20 protein-coding genes are annotated in these 17,656 nt (G+C 67.6%); 9 read left to right on the forward strand and 11 right to left on the reverse strand.

What is annotated here, in order from left to right; translation table 11 throughout:
- Positions 1-148 precede the first annotated feature (148 nt).
- Together PSEK12I1_RS0101035 and PSEK12I1_RS0101040 are read right to left on the reverse strand one after the other, a co-directional pair.
- On the reverse strand, positions 149-436 hold the full coding sequence (locus PSEK12I1_RS0101035; RefSeq protein WP_027598600.1) for a DNA-binding transcriptional regulator: 288 nt from the start codon (positions 434-436) through the stop codon (positions 149-151).
- 5 nt (positions 437-441) lie between these two features.
- Complete coding sequence (locus PSEK12I1_RS0101040; RefSeq protein WP_027600416.1) at positions 442-756, reverse strand: type II toxin-antitoxin system RelE/ParE family toxin; 315 nt, start codon at positions 754-756, stop codon at positions 442-444.
- 197 nt (positions 757-953) lie between these two features.
- Between PSEK12I1_RS0101040 and PSEK12I1_RS0101045 the strand changes: the two genes are divergently transcribed.
- Positions 954-1,487, forward strand: a complete 534-nt coding sequence (locus tag PSEK12I1_RS0101045) for a DUF924 family protein (RefSeq protein ID WP_027600417.1) — start codon at positions 954-956, stop codon at positions 1,485-1,487.
- 11 nt (positions 1,488-1,498) lie between these two features.
- On the opposite strand, the gene PSEK12I1_RS0101050 is transcribed toward PSEK12I1_RS0101045, so the two are convergent.
- Positions 1,499-2,446 carry a GlxA family transcriptional regulator gene (locus tag PSEK12I1_RS0101050; RefSeq protein ID WP_027600418.1) on the reverse strand — a complete coding sequence of 316 codons (948 nt, stop codon included), beginning with the start codon at positions 2,444-2,446 and terminating at the stop codon, positions 1,499-1,501.
- A 97-nt stretch (positions 2,447-2,543) separates the two neighbouring features.
- Between PSEK12I1_RS0101050 and PSEK12I1_RS0101055 the strand changes: the two genes are divergently transcribed.
- The 3 genes from PSEK12I1_RS0101055 to PSEK12I1_RS0101065 are packed head-to-tail and all read left to right on the forward strand — an operon-like array spanning position 2,544 to position 5,359.
- The gene (locus PSEK12I1_RS0101055; RefSeq protein WP_027600419.1) at positions 2,544-3,344 is read left to right on the forward strand and encodes an SDR family oxidoreductase; all 801 of its coding nucleotides are present in this window, start codon (positions 2,544-2,546) and stop codon (positions 3,342-3,344) included.
- A gap of 26 nt (positions 3,345-3,370) precedes the next feature.
- Positions 3,371-4,135 carry an SDR family oxidoreductase gene (locus PSEK12I1_RS0101060; protein ID WP_027600420.1) on the forward strand — a complete coding sequence of 255 codons (765 nt, stop codon included), beginning with the start codon at positions 3,371-3,373 and terminating at the stop codon, positions 4,133-4,135.
- 51 nt (positions 4,136-4,186) lie between these two features.
- Complete coding sequence (locus PSEK12I1_RS0101065; RefSeq protein ID WP_027600421.1) at positions 4,187-5,359, forward strand: MFS transporter; 1,173 nt, start codon at positions 4,187-4,189, stop codon at positions 5,357-5,359.
- Positions 5,360-5,400: 41 nt separating this feature from the next.
- Here the strand turns inward: PSEK12I1_RS0101065 and PSEK12I1_RS0101070 are convergent, their stop codons facing one another.
- Positions 5,401-5,916 carry a carboxymuconolactone decarboxylase family protein gene (locus PSEK12I1_RS0101070; protein WP_027600422.1) on the reverse strand — a complete coding sequence of 172 codons (516 nt, stop codon included), beginning with the start codon at positions 5,914-5,916 and terminating at the stop codon, positions 5,401-5,403.
- Positions 5,917-6,039: 123 nt separating this feature from the next.
- On the opposite strand from PSEK12I1_RS0101070, the gene PSEK12I1_RS0101075 reads away from it, so the two are divergent.
- A complete protein-coding gene (locus PSEK12I1_RS0101075) occupies positions 6,040-6,861 on the forward strand; it encodes an AraC family transcriptional regulator (protein WP_027600423.1) in 822 nt (273 codons plus the stop codon).
- Here the strand turns inward: PSEK12I1_RS0101075 and PSEK12I1_RS0101080 are convergent.
- Positions 6,858-7,529, reverse strand: a complete 672-nt coding sequence (locus tag PSEK12I1_RS0101080; RefSeq protein WP_027598608.1) for a nucleoside/nucleotide kinase family protein — start codon at positions 7,527-7,529, stop codon at positions 6,858-6,860. The two genes, PSEK12I1_RS0101075 and PSEK12I1_RS0101080, sit on opposite strands and share 4 nt — an antisense overlap.
- A gap of 273 nt (positions 7,530-7,802) precedes the next feature.
- Here PSEK12I1_RS0101080 and PSEK12I1_RS0101085 point away from each other — a divergent pair, with 273 nt between their 5' ends.
- Positions 7,803-9,263, forward strand: coding sequence for a YdgA family protein (locus PSEK12I1_RS0101085; RefSeq protein WP_027600424.1), 1,461 nt, complete (start codon positions 7,803-7,805; stop codon positions 9,261-9,263).
- Positions 9,264-9,485: 222 nt separating this feature from the next.
- Here the strand turns inward: PSEK12I1_RS0101085 and PSEK12I1_RS0101090 are convergent, their stop codons facing one another.
- The 5 genes from PSEK12I1_RS0101090 to PSEK12I1_RS0101110 form a co-directional block, all read right to left on the reverse strand.
- Positions 9,486-11,447: a DUF4105 domain-containing protein gene (locus tag PSEK12I1_RS0101090; protein WP_037006564.1), complete on the reverse strand. Its 1,962-nt coding sequence runs from the start codon at positions 11,445-11,447 to the stop codon at positions 9,486-9,488.
- The gene (locus PSEK12I1_RS0101095) at positions 11,444-11,764 is read right to left on the reverse strand and encodes a DUF2388 domain-containing protein (RefSeq protein ID WP_007160025.1); all 321 of its coding nucleotides are present in this window, start codon (positions 11,762-11,764) and stop codon (positions 11,444-11,446) included. The genes PSEK12I1_RS0101090 and PSEK12I1_RS0101095 overlap by 4 nt, the downstream gene beginning before the upstream one ends.
- A 34-nt stretch (positions 11,765-11,798) precedes the next feature.
- Complete coding sequence (locus PSEK12I1_RS0101100) at positions 11,799-12,098, reverse strand: DUF2388 domain-containing protein (RefSeq protein WP_037006567.1); 300 nt, start codon at positions 12,096-12,098, stop codon at positions 11,799-11,801.
- 100 nt (positions 12,099-12,198) lie between these two features.
- The gene (locus PSEK12I1_RS0101105) at positions 12,199-12,519 is read right to left on the reverse strand and encodes a DUF2388 domain-containing protein (RefSeq protein ID WP_007160027.1); all 321 of its coding nucleotides are present in this window, start codon (positions 12,517-12,519) and stop codon (positions 12,199-12,201) included.
- 73 nt (positions 12,520-12,592) lie between these two features.
- Positions 12,593-12,802 (reverse strand): DUF1127 domain-containing protein, encoded by a 210-nt coding sequence (locus PSEK12I1_RS0101110; RefSeq protein ID WP_027600426.1) that lies wholly within the window; start codon positions 12,800-12,802, stop codon positions 12,593-12,595.
- 261 nt (positions 12,803-13,063) lie between these two features.
- On the opposite strand from PSEK12I1_RS0101110, the gene argC reads away from it, so the two are divergent.
- Positions 13,064-14,017 (forward strand): N-acetyl-gamma-glutamyl-phosphate reductase, encoded by a 954-nt coding sequence (argC, locus tag PSEK12I1_RS0101115; RefSeq protein ID WP_027600427.1) that lies wholly within the window; start codon positions 13,064-13,066, stop codon positions 14,015-14,017.
- A gap of 188 nt (positions 14,018-14,205) precedes the next feature.
- On the opposite strand, the gene yihA is transcribed toward argC, so the two are convergent.
- Positions 14,206-14,844, reverse strand: a complete 639-nt coding sequence (gene yihA, locus PSEK12I1_RS0101120) for a ribosome biogenesis GTP-binding protein YihA/YsxC (RefSeq protein WP_027598614.1) — start codon at positions 14,842-14,844, stop codon at positions 14,206-14,208.
- Between the two features lie 201 nt (positions 14,845-15,045).
- Between yihA and PSEK12I1_RS0101125 the strand changes: the two genes are divergently transcribed.
- Both PSEK12I1_RS0101125 and PSEK12I1_RS0101130 read left to right on the forward strand, forming a co-directional pair.
- Positions 15,046-15,675, forward strand: a complete 630-nt coding sequence (locus PSEK12I1_RS0101125) for a thiol:disulfide interchange protein DsbA/DsbL (RefSeq protein WP_027598615.1) — start codon at positions 15,046-15,048, stop codon at positions 15,673-15,675.
- A gap of 174 nt (positions 15,676-15,849) precedes the next feature.
- A complete protein-coding gene (locus tag PSEK12I1_RS0101130; RefSeq protein ID WP_027600428.1) occupies positions 15,850-17,637 on the forward strand; it encodes a diguanylate cyclase in 1,788 nt (595 codons plus the stop codon).
- The last annotated feature ends 19 nt before the right edge of the window (positions 17,638-17,656 follow it).

Raw genomic sequence — 17,656 nt, forward strand, 5'->3', positions numbered from 1 at the left:
GGCAGCATTAGAAAATGCCGGGTTTTTTCAAGGTGCGTAGCGATAGGTTCACTGCCGTGCAGGCAGCTAAGAAAGCATTCCAACCCAGACTGGGGTAAGGGGAAAATTCATTGCCGCAACGGCAGCTCACAAACTAGGACTGGGACGGTCAAGCCTCCAACGCCGCCAGTACATGCACGGGATCGTTCTTTAGCGCTACCAACAAGGCCTTCGCCGGCCCGGTAGGTTCGCGGCGGCTCTGCTCCCAGTTGCGCAACGTACCGACGTCGATATTGAGCTTTCTGGCGAACTGCGCCTGGCTCAGACCGGTATTCTTGCGGATCTGCTTGATCTGCAAGGCATCGACGTGGAATTCACGGGAAGGTTGTCGCTCACCCCGGACGATCTCGTCCATTTGGGTAACGCTTTCCATGAGGTCATCCAGGAACTTGGTCATGCTGTCTATCTCCACTTTTCGATCATGGCCTTCAGGGCTTTCCGGTCCTCGACGGAGAGGTCATCCTTCTCACTCTTGGGGTAGATCAGTAGCAGCGCAATGCGAGCATCGGCAGCGAAGTGATAGTAGATCACCCGAAAGCCGCCACGCTTGCCATGGCCACCGCTGGCGACACGGATCTTGCGTAGGCCGCCGGTATCCCTGATGACATCGCCTGCAGTCGGATTTTGCGCCAGTTCACGTTGGAAAGCGGCGTAGGCATCATCCTCAAGTAGCTCTTTGACGAGCCGAGTGAAGACCGGCGTTTCGATAAAGATCATGTCGCAATCCATGCGTCATTGGCGTACCCCAATCATACGGTGGCCAACATATAAGTCAATGACGCACCATCCCCATGACGCAGCCTCCTCGGATAGCCGCGTCTCGCCGTACCAAGCAATCAATTGCCGCAGGTCTCCAGGCTATGCTTTGTGGAACCACCACCCAGGCAAGCCGGGATCGATCGGAGGAAGACAGCATGCAACCACAGGAGGTCGTAACCTTCTGGCGCTCTGCCGGCAGGCGCAAATGGTTCAGCGGCGGCCCCGAGTTCGACACCGAATGCCGTACACGCTTGGAGGCAGGGCATTTCGCTGCGAGTCGTCGCGAATTCGATAGCTGGGCCGCCAGCGCCGAAGGCGCCCTGGCCCTGTGTCTGCTGCTCGACCAGATCCCGCGCAATATCTATCGCCACAGCGGCCACGCCTTCGCCACCGACGGCCTGGCCCTGCAGCACGCGCGACAGGCGATAGCCGCCGGCCTGGATCAGCAGGTCGAAGCCGAGTTGCGCGCCTTCTTCTATCTGCCGTTCGAGCACTCCGAGACCCTGGCCGATCAGCAGCGCTCGCTCGAACTGTTCGAGGCCCTGGGCATCGAGCACTATCGGCGCTATGCCGAGGCCCATCTGCAGGTGATCGCCCGCTTCGGTCGCTTCCCGCACCGCAACCGGGCGCTAGGCCGCATCAATACGCCGGACGAACAGGCCTGGCTGGATGCCGGCGGCGGTTTCTGAAGACCCAGGGTTCAGGCCAGGCGGCGGGCATCGCGGCGGATCATCTGCGGCGGTACGCCGAAGCCGCGCATGAACACCTCGCGCAGATGGCGGCGATCGCGAAAGCCGGTCTCGCGGGCGACCGTTTCCAGCGAATGACGAGTCTGCTCGATCATCAGCCGCGCCGCCTCCAGGCGCAGCCCCTCGATGGCCTTGGCCGGTGACTGTCCCGTCTCGGCGGTGAACACCCGGCTGAATTGCCGAGGACTGAGGTGGGCGACCTCAGCCAGCTCCTCGACACTCAAGGCGCGGCCCAGGTGCTGCCGGGCGTAGGCGAGCGCGGTCTGGATACAATCCGACTTGGGCGCCAGGGCCAGCAGCTCCGAATGCTGGGTCTGACCGCCCGAGCGAAATTGCTGCATCACCAGGCGATGCGCTACCGAACGGGCCACGTCCATGCCCAGGTCCTTCTCCACCATCCCCAGCGCCAGATCCAGGCCGGCGGTCATGCCGGCGGAAGTCCATACCGGACCATCGACGATGAAGATGCGGTCTTCCTCGACGCGGATCTGTGGATAGCGTTCCTGCATGGCCCGGGCGAACGACCAGTGGGTGGTGGCCCGGCGCCCATCGAGAAGGCCAGCCGCCGCCAGGGCGAAGCCGCCGGTACAGATGCCGGCGGTGCGCCGCGCCTGGGCGCCGGCCTGGCGCACGAAGTCCAGCAGCGTCGGCGATGGCTCGGTGGCCAGGGGCGTCAGGTTGCCGACGATGAACCAGGTATCGGCGCGGCCAGGCGTACCCAGGGCTTCGGTCTCCACCAGCAGTTGCTGTGAAGAACGCACTAGGCCGCCCTGCTCGGAAAAGATCGCCTGGGTATAGAAGGGCTCGCCCAGGACCAGATTGGCGAATTCGAAAACGCTCTGGGTCGCCAGCGCCATCACCTGGAAACGCTCGCCCAATACATAGCCAATCCGGTGCATGGCTGCTCCTGATGTCCTAAATCATGACTATAAGCGTCATTTGCGCCATCGACCAGCGCGCTCATCATGGCCTCACACCCACCCCGGAGACACGATGATGACCCGCTCCCCACAAGGTACTGCCCTGATCACTGGCGCCTCGTCCGGCATCGGTGCCCACTACGCCGAACAACTGGCCCAGCGCGGCTACGACCTGATCCTGGTCGCCCGGGATCGCCAGCGCCTGGATGCCCTCGCCCAGCGCCTGACCGACGCGACCCGCCAGAGCGTCCAGGTCCTGCCGGCCGACCTGGCCGACCCTGCCGCCCTGGCCGAGGTCGAGCGAACCCTGCGGGAAGACGCCAGCCTCACCCTGCTGGTCAACAACGCCGGGATGGGCACCCACACGCCGCTGCTGCAGAGCGATCCGGTGCAGATGCTGCGGATGATCGCCCTCAACGTCACCGCCCTCACCCAGCTGACCTATGCCGCCGTACCGGCCTTCGTCGCCCGCGGTCGCGGCGCCATCATCAACGTCTCCTCCATCGTCAGCCTGGCGCCGGAGTTGCTCAACGGCGTCTACGGCGGCAGCAAGGCCTATGTCACGGCCTTTACCCAATCCCTGCAGCGCGAGCTGGCCGGGACCGGCGTGCGCGCCCAGGCCGTGCTGCCCGGAGCCACCGCCACCGACTTCTGGGCGCGCGGCGGCCTGCCGCTGGCGCACCTCGATCCGGAGATCGTCATGAGCCCGGCCGACCTGGTCGCCGCCGCCCTGACCGATTTCGAGCGTGAAGTCGCCATCTCGATCCCCTCGCTGCACGACCTGTCCCGCTGGGAGACCTACGAAGCCAGTCGCCTGGCCATGGCCGACCAGTTGTCCAGCCGCCAGCTCGCCCCCCGTTATCACACCGCCCATTGATCTTGATCCCGAGAGGAGCACACCCCATGAAACTGACCGACAACACCGTCTTCATCACCGGCGGCACCTCCGGCATTGGCCGCGCCCTGGCCGAGGCCCTGCACCATCGCGGTAACCAGGTGATCGTCGCCGGTCGCCGCCAGGCGCTGCTCGACGAGATCGCCGTCGCCAATCCTGGTATGGATACCGTGCTGCTCGACATCGGCGACCCGGCGCAGATCAAGGCCGTCGCCGCCGAAGTCATCGCCCGTCACCCCGGTCTGAACGTGGTGATCAACAACGCCGGCATCATGCCCTTCGACGATGCCGGCGCCGGCGATCTGGACGATGCCCAGGCGGTGCAACTGGTCACCACCAACCTGCTCGGCCCGGTGCGGGTGAGCGCCGCCTTCATCGAGCACCTCAAACGGCAGCCGACGGCAACGCTGATCAACAACACCTCGGTGCTGGCCTTCCTGCCGCTGGCGGCCACGGCGCTCTACTCGGCCACCAAGGCGGCCCTGCACTCCTACACCCTGTCCCAGCGCTTCCAGCTACGCGACACCTCGGTGCAGGTGCTGGAGATCGCCCCGCCGTGGGTGGACACCGACCTAGTCCACAAGAGTGGCGACAGCCGCGCCATGCCCCTCGACGATTTCATCGCCGAGACCCTGGACAAGCTGGCCACCGCCGAGACCGAGGTGCTGGTGGATCGCGTGGTGCCGCTGCGCGCCAACCCCGGTCCCCAGGAGCATGCGCTGATCGACCAGTTCAACCTCTCGCTGGTCGAGAACCCCATCCCCGTCGCCTGACCTCGGCACGCCGGCCGCCTTCTGCGGTCGGCGTGCGTTCTGGAGCCTCCCATGTCCTCACTTCCCTTGCCCGGGGCGCTGCGGCCCCTGAGCCTGGCCTACTTCGTCCAGGCGGTCGGGGCGCTGTCGGTCGTCGGCTGCCTGCAGGCGATTTCCCGCGAGTGGCACCTCAGCGACAGCCAGAGCGCCTACCTGCTCAGCCTCTTCGGTATCACCTTCGCCCTGGCGGCGCCCTTGCTGCAGATACTGCTCGGCCATTGGGCGCGGCGGACCCAGGTGCTCGGCGGGCTGCTGCTGTTCAGCCTGGCCGCCCTGCTGCTCGCCTGCGCCGCCGATTACCCGACCCTGCTGGTCAGCCGGGTGCTGATGGGTGTGGGCGCCGGTTTCATCGGTCCGGTGCTGGGCGCGCTGGGCGCCGGTCTGGTCAGCCGCGAGCAACAGGGCAGCGCCATCGCCACGGTGCTGCTGGGGCTGAGCCTGGCCAGCCTGGTGGGTCTGCCGCTGAGCGCCTGGGTCGCGACGGCCCTTGGCGTGCGCCCGCTGTTCGCCGGCATCGGCGGACTGGGGCTGCTCACCGCCTGGCTGATCTTCAGGCAGGTGCCCGATCGGGTCCCGGTCGAGCGCATCGCCCCGGCCGTGGTCGCGCGGCTGCTGACCACCGCCCACTCGCTGCACGCCTTCCTGGTGGTGTTCTTCATCGCCGCCGGGGTGTTTTCCACCTACGCCTTCCTCACGCCCATCGTGCGCCAGGACTTCCACGGCAGCGTCGCCGATGTCTCCCTCGCACTCGCGGTGCTGGGTGTCGCCGGGGTACTGGGCAACCTGCTGGTGATCCGCGCCGCACGCCGCTTCAGTGCCGAGCGGCTGCTGCTCGGCGGCCTCCTGCTACTGGCCCTGGCGCTTTCGATCCTGGCCCTCGGCCAGGGCCGCTTCGTGGCGCTGCTCCTGGGCCTGGTGGTCTGGGCGTTGGCCACCGACATCCTCTGGCCGTCCCAGCAGAGACGTATCCTCGAACAGCTCGCCGAGGTACGGGGCATCGCCCTGGCGCTGACCGCCTCCTTCATGTTCTGCGGCATCGGCGTCGGCACCTTCGTTGCTGGGCAGGTCTATCCCCGCCATGGCTTCCAGGGACTGCTGCTGACGTCGCTGGCTTTCCTGCTGCTGGCGCTGTTCAGTCTGCAGCGCTCAAGGCGCACGGCGACCGCGCCGCCGCTGCCGGCCTGATCCGGCCACAAAAAGGCCCCTGACCGGGGCCTTTTTCATGCTCAGGCGGCGGGCGGAAAATCCACTTCGGTCGCCGCCAGGTTGTTGAGGTAGTTGGTCAGGGTCAGCAGGCTGACCTGCGCCACCACCTCGACGATCCTGGCATCATCCAGACCGGCTGCGCGGGCGGCCTGCAACTGCTCGTCATGCAACTGGCCACGCTGCTCGGTCACCTCCCGCGCCAGGCGCGCCACGGCGCTGAGCGTACCCGCCCGGGCGGCGGCCAGCTCCACAGTGGTCAAGCCGGTCTTGCCACCGAAGAATTCATGGGCCGCCAGGCAATAGTCGCAACCATTGACCGCCGAGGCCGCCAAGGCCACCACCTCGCGCTCCTGGGCGCTGAGTCCGCTCCTGCCCAGCGCCTGGGCCAGCGCCAGATAGCCTTTGAGCGCTGCCGGCGAATGCGCCAGGGTTGCGAAGGCGTTGGGTAGGAAACCGAGGCCCTTCTGGATGCCCTGCAGGGCGGTTTGCGCCTCGGCGGAAGCCTGGTCGAGGGTAAGGGGGGCGATACGGGTCATGAGGGTGCTCCTTGGGTTGCGGCCTGGTCATCAGGCGTGGAACCAGATTAGGCAGGGCGACTTGACGCCTGGACGCCCAGCGTCCAAACATCGCGACAGATCGTCCAAATCGGTACCTCATCCATGGATCGCCTCGCCGTCTTGCTCGACCACTTCGCCTTCACTGCGGACAGCTACCACCAGGGCGCCTTCTGTGGCGTGAGCCGCCATGCGGACGGTGAAGCCACCGGCCAGGTCCACCTGCTGCGCGGCGGACGCCTGAGCTTCGCAACCGCACGGGGCGAGCGGCAGGACCTGGTCGAGCCCAGCCTCATGCTGGTGATCCGCCCGCGCGCGCATCAGCTGAGCACCCCGGACGATAGCCCTGCCGAGCTGGTGTGCGCCTCGCTGGCCTTTCGCGGTGGTCCGGATAACCCGCTGACCCGCGCCCTGCCGGATTACCTGGTCAGTCCACTGCGCCAGCTGCCAGGTCTCGCCGCCAGCGCCGACTGGCTGTTTGCCGAGGCCTTTGGCAACGACTGCGGGCGCGGTCTGGTGCTCAACCGCCTGTTCGAACTGATGATCATCCAGCTGCTGCGTCAGCTGCTGACCCGCCCCAGCGCCACGCCCGGCATGCTCGCCGGCCTGGCGGATCGCCGGCTCGCGCGTGCCCTGACCGCCCTGCACGAACGGCCCCAGCAAGCTTGGACCGTAGCCGAGCTGGCGGGCCTGGCCGGCATGTCACGCGCGGGTTTCGCCGCACATTTCCAACGTGTCGTCGGCAGTGCCCCAGGCGACTACCTCACCCGCTGGCGCATCGCCCTGGCGCAACAGCGCCTGCAGCAGCGCCGCCCTCTGGCGCTGATCGCCGACAAGGTCGGCTACGAAAGTCCCTCGGCCCTGGCCCGCGCCTTTCGCCGCATCATTGGCGCGAGCCCGACCGAATGGCAGCGGGCACAGGCCTAGGCCTTGCCGGCAGCCGCCCCATCCCGCCACTCCACCACCAGATCCGCCCGCGCCCGGTCGCCGTCGATCAGGCGCGCATTGGGCTCGTCGGTGCTCGCCACCCAGGCCTCCGCGTCCGCGCGGCTGCGGCCGAAGTGCATGTGCCGGGCGACCAGCCGCTCGCGACGCTCCGCGGGATCGACGCGCACGTACCAGCACTCGTCGAACACCTCGGCGACATCGCTCCAGGGCGCCTGGGTCAAGAGCAGGTAGTTGCCCTCGCTGATCACCAGTTGGGTCTCGGCGTGGACCGGGATGGCATTGGCGATGGGTTCTTCGATCTCGCGATTGAACAGCGGCGCATAGACGGTCTCGCCGGCCACCGGCGTCTTCAGCCGCTGCAGCAGGGCGCGATAGCCGCGGGCGTCGAAGGTGTCCGGCGCGCCCTTGCGCTGGGCGCGGCCCAGACGCGCCAGTTCGCGATTGGCCAGGTGATAGCCGTCCATGGGCACCACCACGGCGCGCTCGCCGAGCGCCGCCGCCAGGAGCTCGGCCACCGTCGACTTGCCCGCGCCCGGCGTACCGGCGATGCCCAGCAGGCGGCGTCCCCCCTGGGCCAGCAGCGCCTCGGCGCGGGCGAGGAGTTCGGCGGGGAGTTGCAGGCCATCGACCGGACGCTGACTGCTCATGCCGGCACCCCCGGTAGCGCAAGGATGGAAACGGCAGGCAGGCACGGGAGAGCGGTCATGGCGGAGGTTCCGGCAGTGGGGATCGCGGCACGCTAGCACCCCGTGGAGCGGGTCGTCGACTCGGCACCGACACCGCCGGAAAGCCATCACAGTCTGTGGCCAGGCGAGGCGATCCCGGCCGCTCCCCCTCGGCATCCACCCGGCGCTCTCGTACACTCCGCTTCCTATCGGCCGTGCGCCGCCGTGAGCCTCATGCAAAGGGATTTGGTCACCATGAAGAAACCGCTACTTACCACCCTCGCCGGTGTGGCCCTGGTCGCCGTCGGCACCGCCGTGGGCGGCGCCTGGTACACCGGCACCCGGCTGGAAGGCGAATTGCGCCAGGCCGCGAGCCAAGCCCAGCTGGCCCTGCAGGCGCAACTGCCCGAGTACCCCTTGCAACTGCAGCTGGTCGAGGTGCAGCGCGGTATCTTCAGCAGCACCGCCACCTTCAGCCTGAGCGTACAGGCCGAGGATCGACCGCCGGTGGAGGTGCTGCGGGTGCTCGACGACATCCAGCACGGCCCCTTCCCCCTGAGCCGCCTCAAATCCCTGCAGCTGGCGCCGGTCATGGCGGTCAACCGCTTCACCCTGGCGCGCACGCCGCTCACCGCCGATCTCTTCACCCTGGCCAAGGGCGCCGAACCCGTGCGGCTCGACGCCACCCTGGGCTACGACCGCACGGTGGACGGCGGTCTGACCCTGGCCGCCCTGCACCTGGACCAGCCCCAGGGCGCGGTGGCCTTCTCCGGCCTGACTGCCACCTTCGCTACCGACATGGAAGCCAGCCGGCTGCGCCTGGACAGCACCGTCGGCCAATTCAGCCTCAATGTGCGCACGCCGGATGGCTGGGCCAAGCTGGAGACCGAAGGCTTCGGCCTGACCGGCGACAACCGTCGCAATGCCGATGGCTTCTGGCTCGGCCCGGGGCAGTTGCGCCTCGGGCGCCTGCTGCTGGCCATGCCCAGCAAGCCCGCGGTCGAGCTGCGGGATCTGCAGCTCCAGGGCGACACCCGGCAACAGGGCCAGCAACTGGCGGGCACGCTCAACGCCAGCCTCGGCCGGCTCGACATCGCCGGCCAGACCCTGGGCAAGGCGACCCTGAAAAGCCACTACAGCAATCTCGACAGCCCGGCCCTGGCCCAGCTCAATGCCCTGCTGCAGCACCTGCAGCTGGATACCGAGCAGGGTCTCGATCCCACCACCCAGGCGACCCTGCAGCAGCACCTCGGCGATGTGCTCGCCGCGCGTCCCCAGCTGGTGGTGGATGAGCTGCGCTTCGACACCCCTGGCGGCAGCAACCGCCTGCAACTGGACCTGACCCTGGCCAAGCCGGCGACCTACGATCTGCCGCCGGAGCAACTCGCGGCCCAGCTGCTGGCCGGTCTCGATGCGCGCCTGTCGGTGGCGCGGGGCAGCCTGGTGGATGGCGTGCTGCTCCAGGCGGGCGCCCAGCGCAGCCAGCCGGCCATGCAGCAACAGGCCCAGGCCACCGCCGAAGCCCTGGCGGGCATCGGCCTCAACAGCGGCCTGCTCAAGGCCGAAGGCGAGGATCTGGTGGCTACCTTGAATTACAGCGCCGGGCGGCTGCTGCTCAACGGCCAGGAGGTCCCGCCGGAACAGCTGCTGGCCCTGCTGGAACGCCCGCAACCCGCGGCACCCGCCAAACCCCAGGGCAAGGCGCCGAAGCGCTAGCGGATGCCGGGGCGGTTGGGCTTCGACGATGGCGCCGTCTCAACCCAACCTACACAGCTCCCGTGGGTTGGGTTGAGCGCAGCGAAGCCCAACAGCCTGGTACCGCTCCCCTCACCCCAGCCCTCTCCCCAGGGGAGAGGGGGCTATCTGGCCCCTGCTGTACCTTGCGCAGGCTGGGTTGAGCCCAGCGAAGCCCAACAACGCCCGGCCGCCCCAACCGCCCTACTTCAACTCCAGCCCGCCACTGGCCTTGTTCAGCTCGCGCAGGTGCTTGCCGAGCAGGTCCAGGTTGGCTTCGGTCAGGTCCAGGCCATCGCGGGCCTCCGGCGAGAGCAGCTGGCGAACCTCGTTGTTGAGGGTGTCCCGGAGGCTGCGCAGGTGCGCCTGGCGCTTCTGGCTCTCGGCGGTCAGCTGCTCCCACTCGCCCGGCTGCGGCAGGCCGTAGCCGTCGGTGCCGAGCAACTCGGCCGGACGACTCAGGTAGCCGCTGTCCTTGAGGATCTGTTCCAGGGCACCACCGGCCTTGCCGAAGCGTGCCTTGTCCACCGTGTCCTGGCCCAGGTAACGATCCTTGAGCTCGGTCTGGGCCTGCAGCAGCGCCCGGCGATAGGCTGCCTGCTCCAGCAGCAGCAGGGCGGCGCTGGCGCGCAGGTCGGCACGCTGGAATTGCTCGCGACGCTGCTGCGGGGTCAGCGCCAGCCAGGCCTCGACATCCGCCTGGGGCAGCTGCAGGCGCTCCCGCGCCACCTTGAACATCGCCTGGAAACGCTCGCGGAAGCTGTCGAAGCGATAGCCCAGCCGCAAGGCCTCGCGCGGATCGTCGAGCACCGAGGTGTCCACCAGGTCCTTGAACCTCAGCGCATCCATCAGGCCCGTCGGGGTGATGACATCGAGCTGGGCATCGGCCAGGCGCGGCACCCCGTCGTGCAGCAGCTTGAAGGTCTCCACCGCGCAGTTGTTGGTCACGAAGTAGTACTGGCCGTCATAACTCCAGTGCACCTGGGCGGTCCGCTCGAGGAAGTCGGCGATCTCCGGGCGGGTCAGCTTGAGCGGCACGGATTGCAGGCCGCGCAACTCCACCTTGGTGTACTCGTCCACCACCTGGGCCAGCGGCAGCACGAACAGCCGCGACGGATAGGAGCCGGTCAGGCCGCGCCAGCTGGAAAGCTGGACGTCATTGACGAAGGCGCGGAACGACAGCACCAGGTGGTATTGCAGATCCAGCCGGCAATCCGGGCCACGCGGCCGACCGGGGGCGCAGACAACCAGGCGCAGCATGCTGTGCCCCCAGCGGCTCATGACCTTCTCGTTGCCCTCGGCCAGCAGGTAGTCCACCGCATAGACCCGCTCCGGATCGAGCCAGCCCAGGGGCGCCTCGCCGAAGTCGTTGCCGGCGTTGAGATAGGGATAGCGCCCCGGACAGGCATCGTGCTCGGGCGACCAGCCGAAGTGCTCGGCGAAGTAGCGCTGCAGCGCCGGCCGCCGGCAGGCGTAGCTGGGGTCGAGCAGGAAGTACTCCATGTTCACCGCCACGAATTCCTTCGGGTTGGTGACTTCATAGAGATCGGGACTGCGGGCGATGAAGAGATTCTTCGACTCGCGATTGCCATGCTTGCGCGTCTTCACCTGCCAGCCGGCCAGGTCCAGCAGCCGTGGATCGTCGGACAGGGTATAGCTGCGCCCGGCCTGGCCCTGGCATTTCACCGGCAGCTGGTCGGAGGTCAGCCCCAGGCCGCCGCAGGAGAGGATCAGCTGGCGCTGCGCGGGCGTCCAGACGCGCTCGCGGTCATAGAAGTGGGTCAGCTCGTGCAGCACCGTGGCCAGCAGCTCGCGGTGCTGGGTGCCATGGGGCCGGCCGGTCTGGATGCGGGTGTCGCTGCCGTCGACCAGGCTGGGCAGCAGGCGGCGATTGAGCAGCAGATTGCGCCGGTCCGCCTCGCCATAGGCTTCTTCCAGCAGCTCGCTGCTCCAGCGCACCGGGATGCGCTCGTCCAGCGCCGCCTTGAATCTGGGTGGCAGCAGGGCCTGGGCTTCATCCAGCAGTTGCTGGGTCGCCTGGATCTGCGCGGGCGTCAGGCCCTGGGTATCGAGTTCGAGGTGCAGGGCGGCCTGGGCCCCACCGAGGGCCAGGCCGGCCGCGAGGCCGGCCAGCCACTGCCGCAGCCGGCCGGCGCGGTTCTTCACAGTGCCAGGATGGCCTGGGCCAGCTGCAGGTCGTTGGCCTGGCGCGCGGCCGGGAACTGGTCGCGCAGGCTGCGGAAGGCTTCTTCCAGCTGGACGCCACGGATGTCGCCGTCGGTGGCGACAAAGCTGGCGGCATCGCCGCGCGCGGCCTGGATCATCTTGGCGTCGCGGATGGAGGTGGTGGTATCGGAGGTGAAGTCGATGCTGCGCTGCAGCGCCCGCACCACGATGTTACTGGTGGCCACCAGGGTCTGGGCCTGAGCCAGGCTCGAAACGCCCAGGGTCAGGGCAGCGGCGATAAGCAGGGAACGGCGCATGGATACTCCAGGGATGTCACGGAATTGAAACGGACTACTGACTCAGAATCGCCTGGGCGAGTTCCCGGTCGGAGGCGTGCAGTGCCGGATCGGCTGCGCGCAGGGCGCGGAGGGTTTCCTCCAGCTGAGCACCGCGCAGGGCGCCGTCGGTGGCGACGAAGGCCGCGGCATCGTCACGCGCCGCCAGGACCAGCTTGTTCTGGAAGGGGCCGGTGGTGAGCTGGCTGGTGCCGTAGATGGTCTTCACCAGCCCCTCGGTGGTGGAGTCGAACGCCAGGACCGGCGTGGCAAGACAGAGGCCGAGCAACAGCGCGGCAGAACGACGGATATGCATGGATGACGACCCTCCGGTGGCAGATGGTCGCCAAGGCTAACGCAGCCCCCCGCTCCGGGCTAGCAGCCACGGGGTACGGGGGGTATCGCGGTGTTGCGCGTCAGATGGCGAGAATCGCCTGGGCCAGTTGGTCATCGCTGGCCTGCCGCAGTTCGGGCGCCTGGCTGCGCAGGTGGTCCAGCGCCGCTTCCAGGCGTACGCCGCGGATGTCGCCGGCGCTGCCAACGTAGGTAGCCGCATCGTCACGGGCTTCCTGGACCAGCTTGTCGTTCTTGAAGGAGCCGGTGATGGACGAGGTGGTGTCCGAGGTCGCATCGATGGCGTTGACGATGATGTCGGTGGTGACATAGAAGCTCGACGCCGAGGCGGCGGTGGACAGGCAGAACAGCGCCGCGGCGGCGCCCAGGTGCAGGGTTTTCATGGGGGACTCCCGTCTGGATAGGCCTGAGTGAGACTACCGTCAGCCCAAGGAAGTCGCATCCCGGCGCAGATTTTCACTCGCGCCAGAAGGGTTTGTCGCCTTCCCGCCGCTGATCCGCCAGATTCAGACCCAGATCGCCCAGCGCCCGGCCGTCCAGCTGCTGCAGTTGCCGCCGGCCCAGGGCACGCAGGCGCCAGCGGACGAGCAGCGCGAACAGGGCGCGGCATCCGCGCCGAGGGGAGATCGAGCGGGCAATGGCACTGTCGGGCAAAAGGCGGTCCATGGCGATATCCAGCGAAACGGCAGAGGAGACTCAGCTTCGCCGCTGGCGCGGAACCAGACCACTTACAGCTGCAAAGCACTGTATCCGTACAAAACTCCCAATTTCGGATCTGTACCTGTCGCTCCTGTCCAAATCGCTCTGGCACGGCTCACTGCGCCGGTCGGACGGGATACGGCTGTATCGCCTGCCTGCGGCGTATGCCTGATCTGTCCGAGTCGCTACAATCGAGGCTTTCAGCGCCCATCCGCGAGAGGCACCGCCATGAGCTTCAAAGTTTTCGTCGACGGCCAGGAAGGCACCACCGGCCTGCGTCTGCTGGACTACCTGACCGGCCGTTCGGACATCGAACTGCTGCGCATCGACGAGAGCAAGCGCAAGGATCCGGCCGAACGTGCACGCTTCCTCAATGCCGCCGACGTGGCCTTCCTCTGCCTGCCCGATGCCGCCTCCCGCGAAGCGGTGAGCCTGGTGACCAATCCCAACACCTGCATCATCGACGCCAGCACCGCCTTCCGCACTGACAGCAGCTGGACCTACGGCCTGCCGGAGCTGGCGCCCGGTCAGCGCGAAGCGCTGCGCGCCAGCAAGCGCATCGCCAACCCTGGTTGCCACGCCACCGCCTTCATCCTGCTGGCCCGGCCGCTGGTGGATGCCGGTCTGCTGGCCCCGGACACCCCGCTGTCGGCCTTTTCCCTGACCGGCTACAGCGGTGGCGGCAAGCAGATGATCGCCGCCTACGAAGCCGGCGGCGACGCGCGCCTGCTGAGTCCGCGCCCCTATGCCATGGGCCAGGGCCACAAGCACCTGCCGGAAATGCGCGTGCAGAGCGGTCTGACCGCCGCGCCGGTGTTCAGCCCCATCGTCGGCCCCTTCCTCAAGGGCCTGGCGGTGACCATTCCGCTGCATGCCAGCCAGCTGCGCCCGGGCACCACCGCTGCCGACCTGCAGGCGGCGCTGGCCCGTCACTATGACGGCGAAGCCTTCATTCGGGTGGCCCCGGTGGCCGCCGAGGAGGAGCTGGACAATGGCTTCTTCGACGTCCAGGCCAGCAATGACACCAACCGCGCCGATCTCTTCGTCTATGGCAATGCCGAGCGGATGACGCTGGTGGCGCGCCTGGACAACCTGGGCAAGGGCGCGGCGGGTGCTGCGGTCCAGTGCATGAACGTGCACCTGGGCGCCGACGAGGGTCTGGGGCTCGCCAGCGGCCGCTAGTCAGGGCACCGGCTTTCTGCTCGGACGGGGCGAACCTTTTTCCTGGCGCCCCGTCTGAACTGCTGAACGGTTTGGATAGCCGTTCTGCTCCTTTGCTGTTTAGTGTTGGCAGATGCTGGACCCCTGCTTGGCGGTCCAGTCTTGAACTCCGGACTTCTCCCCTCCCCCGATGGAAGTCCGGAGTTTTTTTATGCCTCGGCGACGGGCTCGTCGAGGCCCAGCCAGCGGGCCAGCACACGCTGGGCGTCTTCCACGCCCTGACGCTTGGGCGCCGAGAACAGCTGGATGCTGGCGGTATCGCCCCAGCCCTGGCGTACGTCGCGCTGCACCTTGAGCAGGGCATTCTTCTGCGCCCCGAAGGCCAGCTTGTCGGCCTTGGTCAGCAGGATGTGCAGCGGCATGGAGCTGGCCTGGGCCCAGTCCAGCATCAGGCGGTCGAATTCGGTCAGCGGATGACGGATATCCATCATCAGCACCACGCCGCTGAGCGAATTGCGGCTGCTCAGATAGGCCTCCAGGTGCTCCTGCCAGTGCTGCTTGAGCGGGATCGGCACCTTGGCGTAGCCATAGCCGGGCAGGTCCACCAGGCGCCGCTCGTCGTCGAGGCTGAAGAAGTTGAGCAGCTGGGTCCGCCCCGGCGTCTTGGAGGTACGCGCCAGATTGGCGTGGGTCAGGGTGTTGAGCGCACTGGACTTGCCGGCGTTGGAGCGACCGGCGAAGGCCACTTCCAGGCCGCTGTCGAGCGGGCACTGATCGACCTTGGCGGCGCTGATGAGAAAGGACGCCTGCTGGCACAGACCGACGATGGGATTCTTGAAGCTGGACATGGGGGTACTCGCGAGCGCGCGGCAAAGCCAGCAGTATATCGGATGCGCCGGGCGAGAGCCGTGCCCCCGGCAACCTGAACGAAGCCTGAACATGGCCGGCCTCGGGCGCGCCGGCGACTAGGCGCGGCGATGCACCCGGCTACAATGCCCGCAATCCGTCATGCCCGGTTGGTGGGCGTGCCTTCTTCCAGGAGTAGTCCCATGCGCAACCTGCTTTTCTCCGCCGTGTTCGCCGCCGCCAGTCTGTTCGGCGCGGCCGCCCATGCCGACGACATCCAGGCCGGCAAGCAGTACACCGAACTGAGCAGTCCGGTTCCGGTGTCCGAACCCGGCAAGATCGAAGTGGTTGAGCTGTTCTGGTACGGCTGCCCGCACTGCTACGCCTTCGAGCCCACCCTCAACGCCTGGTCCAAGAAGCTGCCCGATGACGTCGCCTTCAAGCGTGTGCCGGCCATGTTCGGCGGCATCTGGAACGTTCACGGTCAGCTGTTCGTGACCCTGGAAGCCATGGGCGTGGAAGCCAAGGTGCATGACGCCGTCTTCGCCGCCATCCACAAGGAGCACAAGAAGCTGGCCACCCCCGAAGAGATGGCCGACTTCCTCGCCACCCAGGGCGTGGATCGCGACAAGTTCCTCAGCACCTACAACTCCTTCGCCGTGAAGGGTCAGGTGGAAAAGGACAAGAAACTGGCCATGGCCTACCAGATCACCGGCGTGCCGACCATGGTGGTCAACGGCAAGTATCGCTTCGACCTGGGCTCCTCGGGTGGTCCGGACGAGACCCTGAAGGTCGCCGACTTCCTGATCCAGAAAGAACGCGCAGCTAAGTAAGCGTTACCCGCCGCCGCGTCCCGCGGCGGCTCCTCAGCTCGTCCCTCTCAAGCGGCCTCCGGTCGTCCTGCTCAAACTTTCCCCGAAACCGCCGATACCCTAGCCACTATCAAGTCGGCTGGCCGCCCCGTCGTGCCTGCCTGCTGGCCACCCTCAAGCCTTTGGAGCGGGCGGATGGAGCGCGCGGACGTCGAACGCTGGAAAAGCAAATACCTGGAGAGCCTCGAGAACCTCGAACGCCTGGAAAGCCGGTGGGAAAACCGCCTGGACCTGGTGCGTCGTGGCCTCGTGCGCAGCAGCCTGGCCGCCGAAGGCAACGACGCGGCGGTGGACGCCTGCCTGGTCGAATTGCGCGACATCCTCCGCCGTGACGACAGCGACGCCGACCTCGCCAAGCTGATTCCGCGCCTGGAGCGCACCGTGCTCGATTCCGAGCAGCGCCGGGAAATGCGCGCGCGCCAGGTGGCCGAGGCCTTTGCCGAACTGTGCCGGCTCTTGCAGACCCTGGAGTTGCCGCGCGACCAGCGCAAGGCGCTCAAGGGTTTCGCCAAGCGCGCCCAGGCCGCGGCCGACCAACCGGGTGAATTGCCCGCGCTGCTCGGTGAATTCAGCCGTCTGCAGCAACAGGCGCTGAGTCAGCTGCACCCCGAACAGCCCGCCCGCGCCGGTTTCCTGCAGCGCCTGCTGGGCGGTCGGGGCGAGGCGGCGGAAGAGGCGCCGGCGACCGCGTCGAGTCCGCTAGCTGAAGACGCCTCGCCGGCGCCAGTAGCCTCGCCAGCGACGGAAGCGCTGGCAACGCCCGAACCGCCGCCGCTGCCGGTCGAAGGTATAGCCGCTGCGCCATCTGAAGCCCCTGTAGAGCCCCTGGCAGTCCAGGCCGATCCGGCCTATGCCCTGCCCCCGGTGCCCGAACCCGGCTACAGCGCCATTGCCCCGCACCTGGAAGCCACCCTGCTGCGGCTGCTCGACGACCTGGCGCTGCCGGACAGCCACAAGCCCCAGGCCGAGCACCTGCGCCAGCGCATCCAGGGCAGTCTGAACTGGTACGAACTGGTGCCGGTGCTCGACGATCTGTCGGTGCTGGTGCTGGCGCTCAACCATTCCGGGCAGAGCGAATTCCAGCTCTACCTGCGCCGCCTCAACGAGCGCCTCGCCGCCTTCCAGACCGGTCTGCAGGACGTCCACGTCGGACGCCAGGACGGCCAGACCCAGGAGCGCGCCTTTGGCGACGCCCTGCGCGGCCAGGTCAATGAATTGCAGACCGAGGTGCAGGAGGCGACCGACCTGGACAGCCTCAAGCTGTCGCTCGACAGCCGCCTGGAAGGCCTGCTGACCAGCCTGGCCGACCAGCAGAGCCAGCGCGAGACCCGCGAGCAGGAAGCCAGCGAAAGACTCAGCGCCCTCACCGAGCGCGTCGCCGGCATGGAGCGCGAGGCCCAGCAGTATCGCGGCCACCTGGAAGAACAGCGGCAGAAGGCCCTCTGCGACCCCCTCACCGGGTTGCCCAATCGCGCCGCCTGGAGCGAGCGCCTGGAGCTGGAGGTGGCCCGCTGGCAGCGCCACGGCGGCGATCTGCTGCTGGCGGTGCTCGACGTCGATCTGTTCAAGCGCATCAACGATGGCTACGGCCACCTGGCCGGTGACAAGGTGCTCAAGATCATCGCCAGCGAATTGCAGCGCCGCCTGCGCAAGACCGACTTCATCGCCCGCTTCGGCGGCGAGGAATTCGTCATGCTGCTGGGTGCCACGCCGGTCGCCGGCGGGGTCACCCTGATCGAGCAGCTACGCGCCGCGGTCGCCGCCTGCCCCTTCCATTTCAAGGGCGAACGGGTGGTGATCACCCTGTCCGCTGGTCTCGCGGCCTTTGCGCCGGGCGAGGATGCCGATACCGTATTCGAGCGTGCCGACCAGGCGCTCTACCGCGCCAAGCGCGCCGGACGCGATCGCCTGGACGTGGCCTGACCCCTTCCACGTTCGCGAG

Source organism: Pseudomonas sp. MOIL14HWK12:I1, assembly GCF_000510705.1.
In the GTDB taxonomy this organism is placed as follows: Bacteria; Pseudomonadota; Gammaproteobacteria; order Pseudomonadales; family Pseudomonadaceae; genus Chryseomonas; species Chryseomonas oryzihabitans.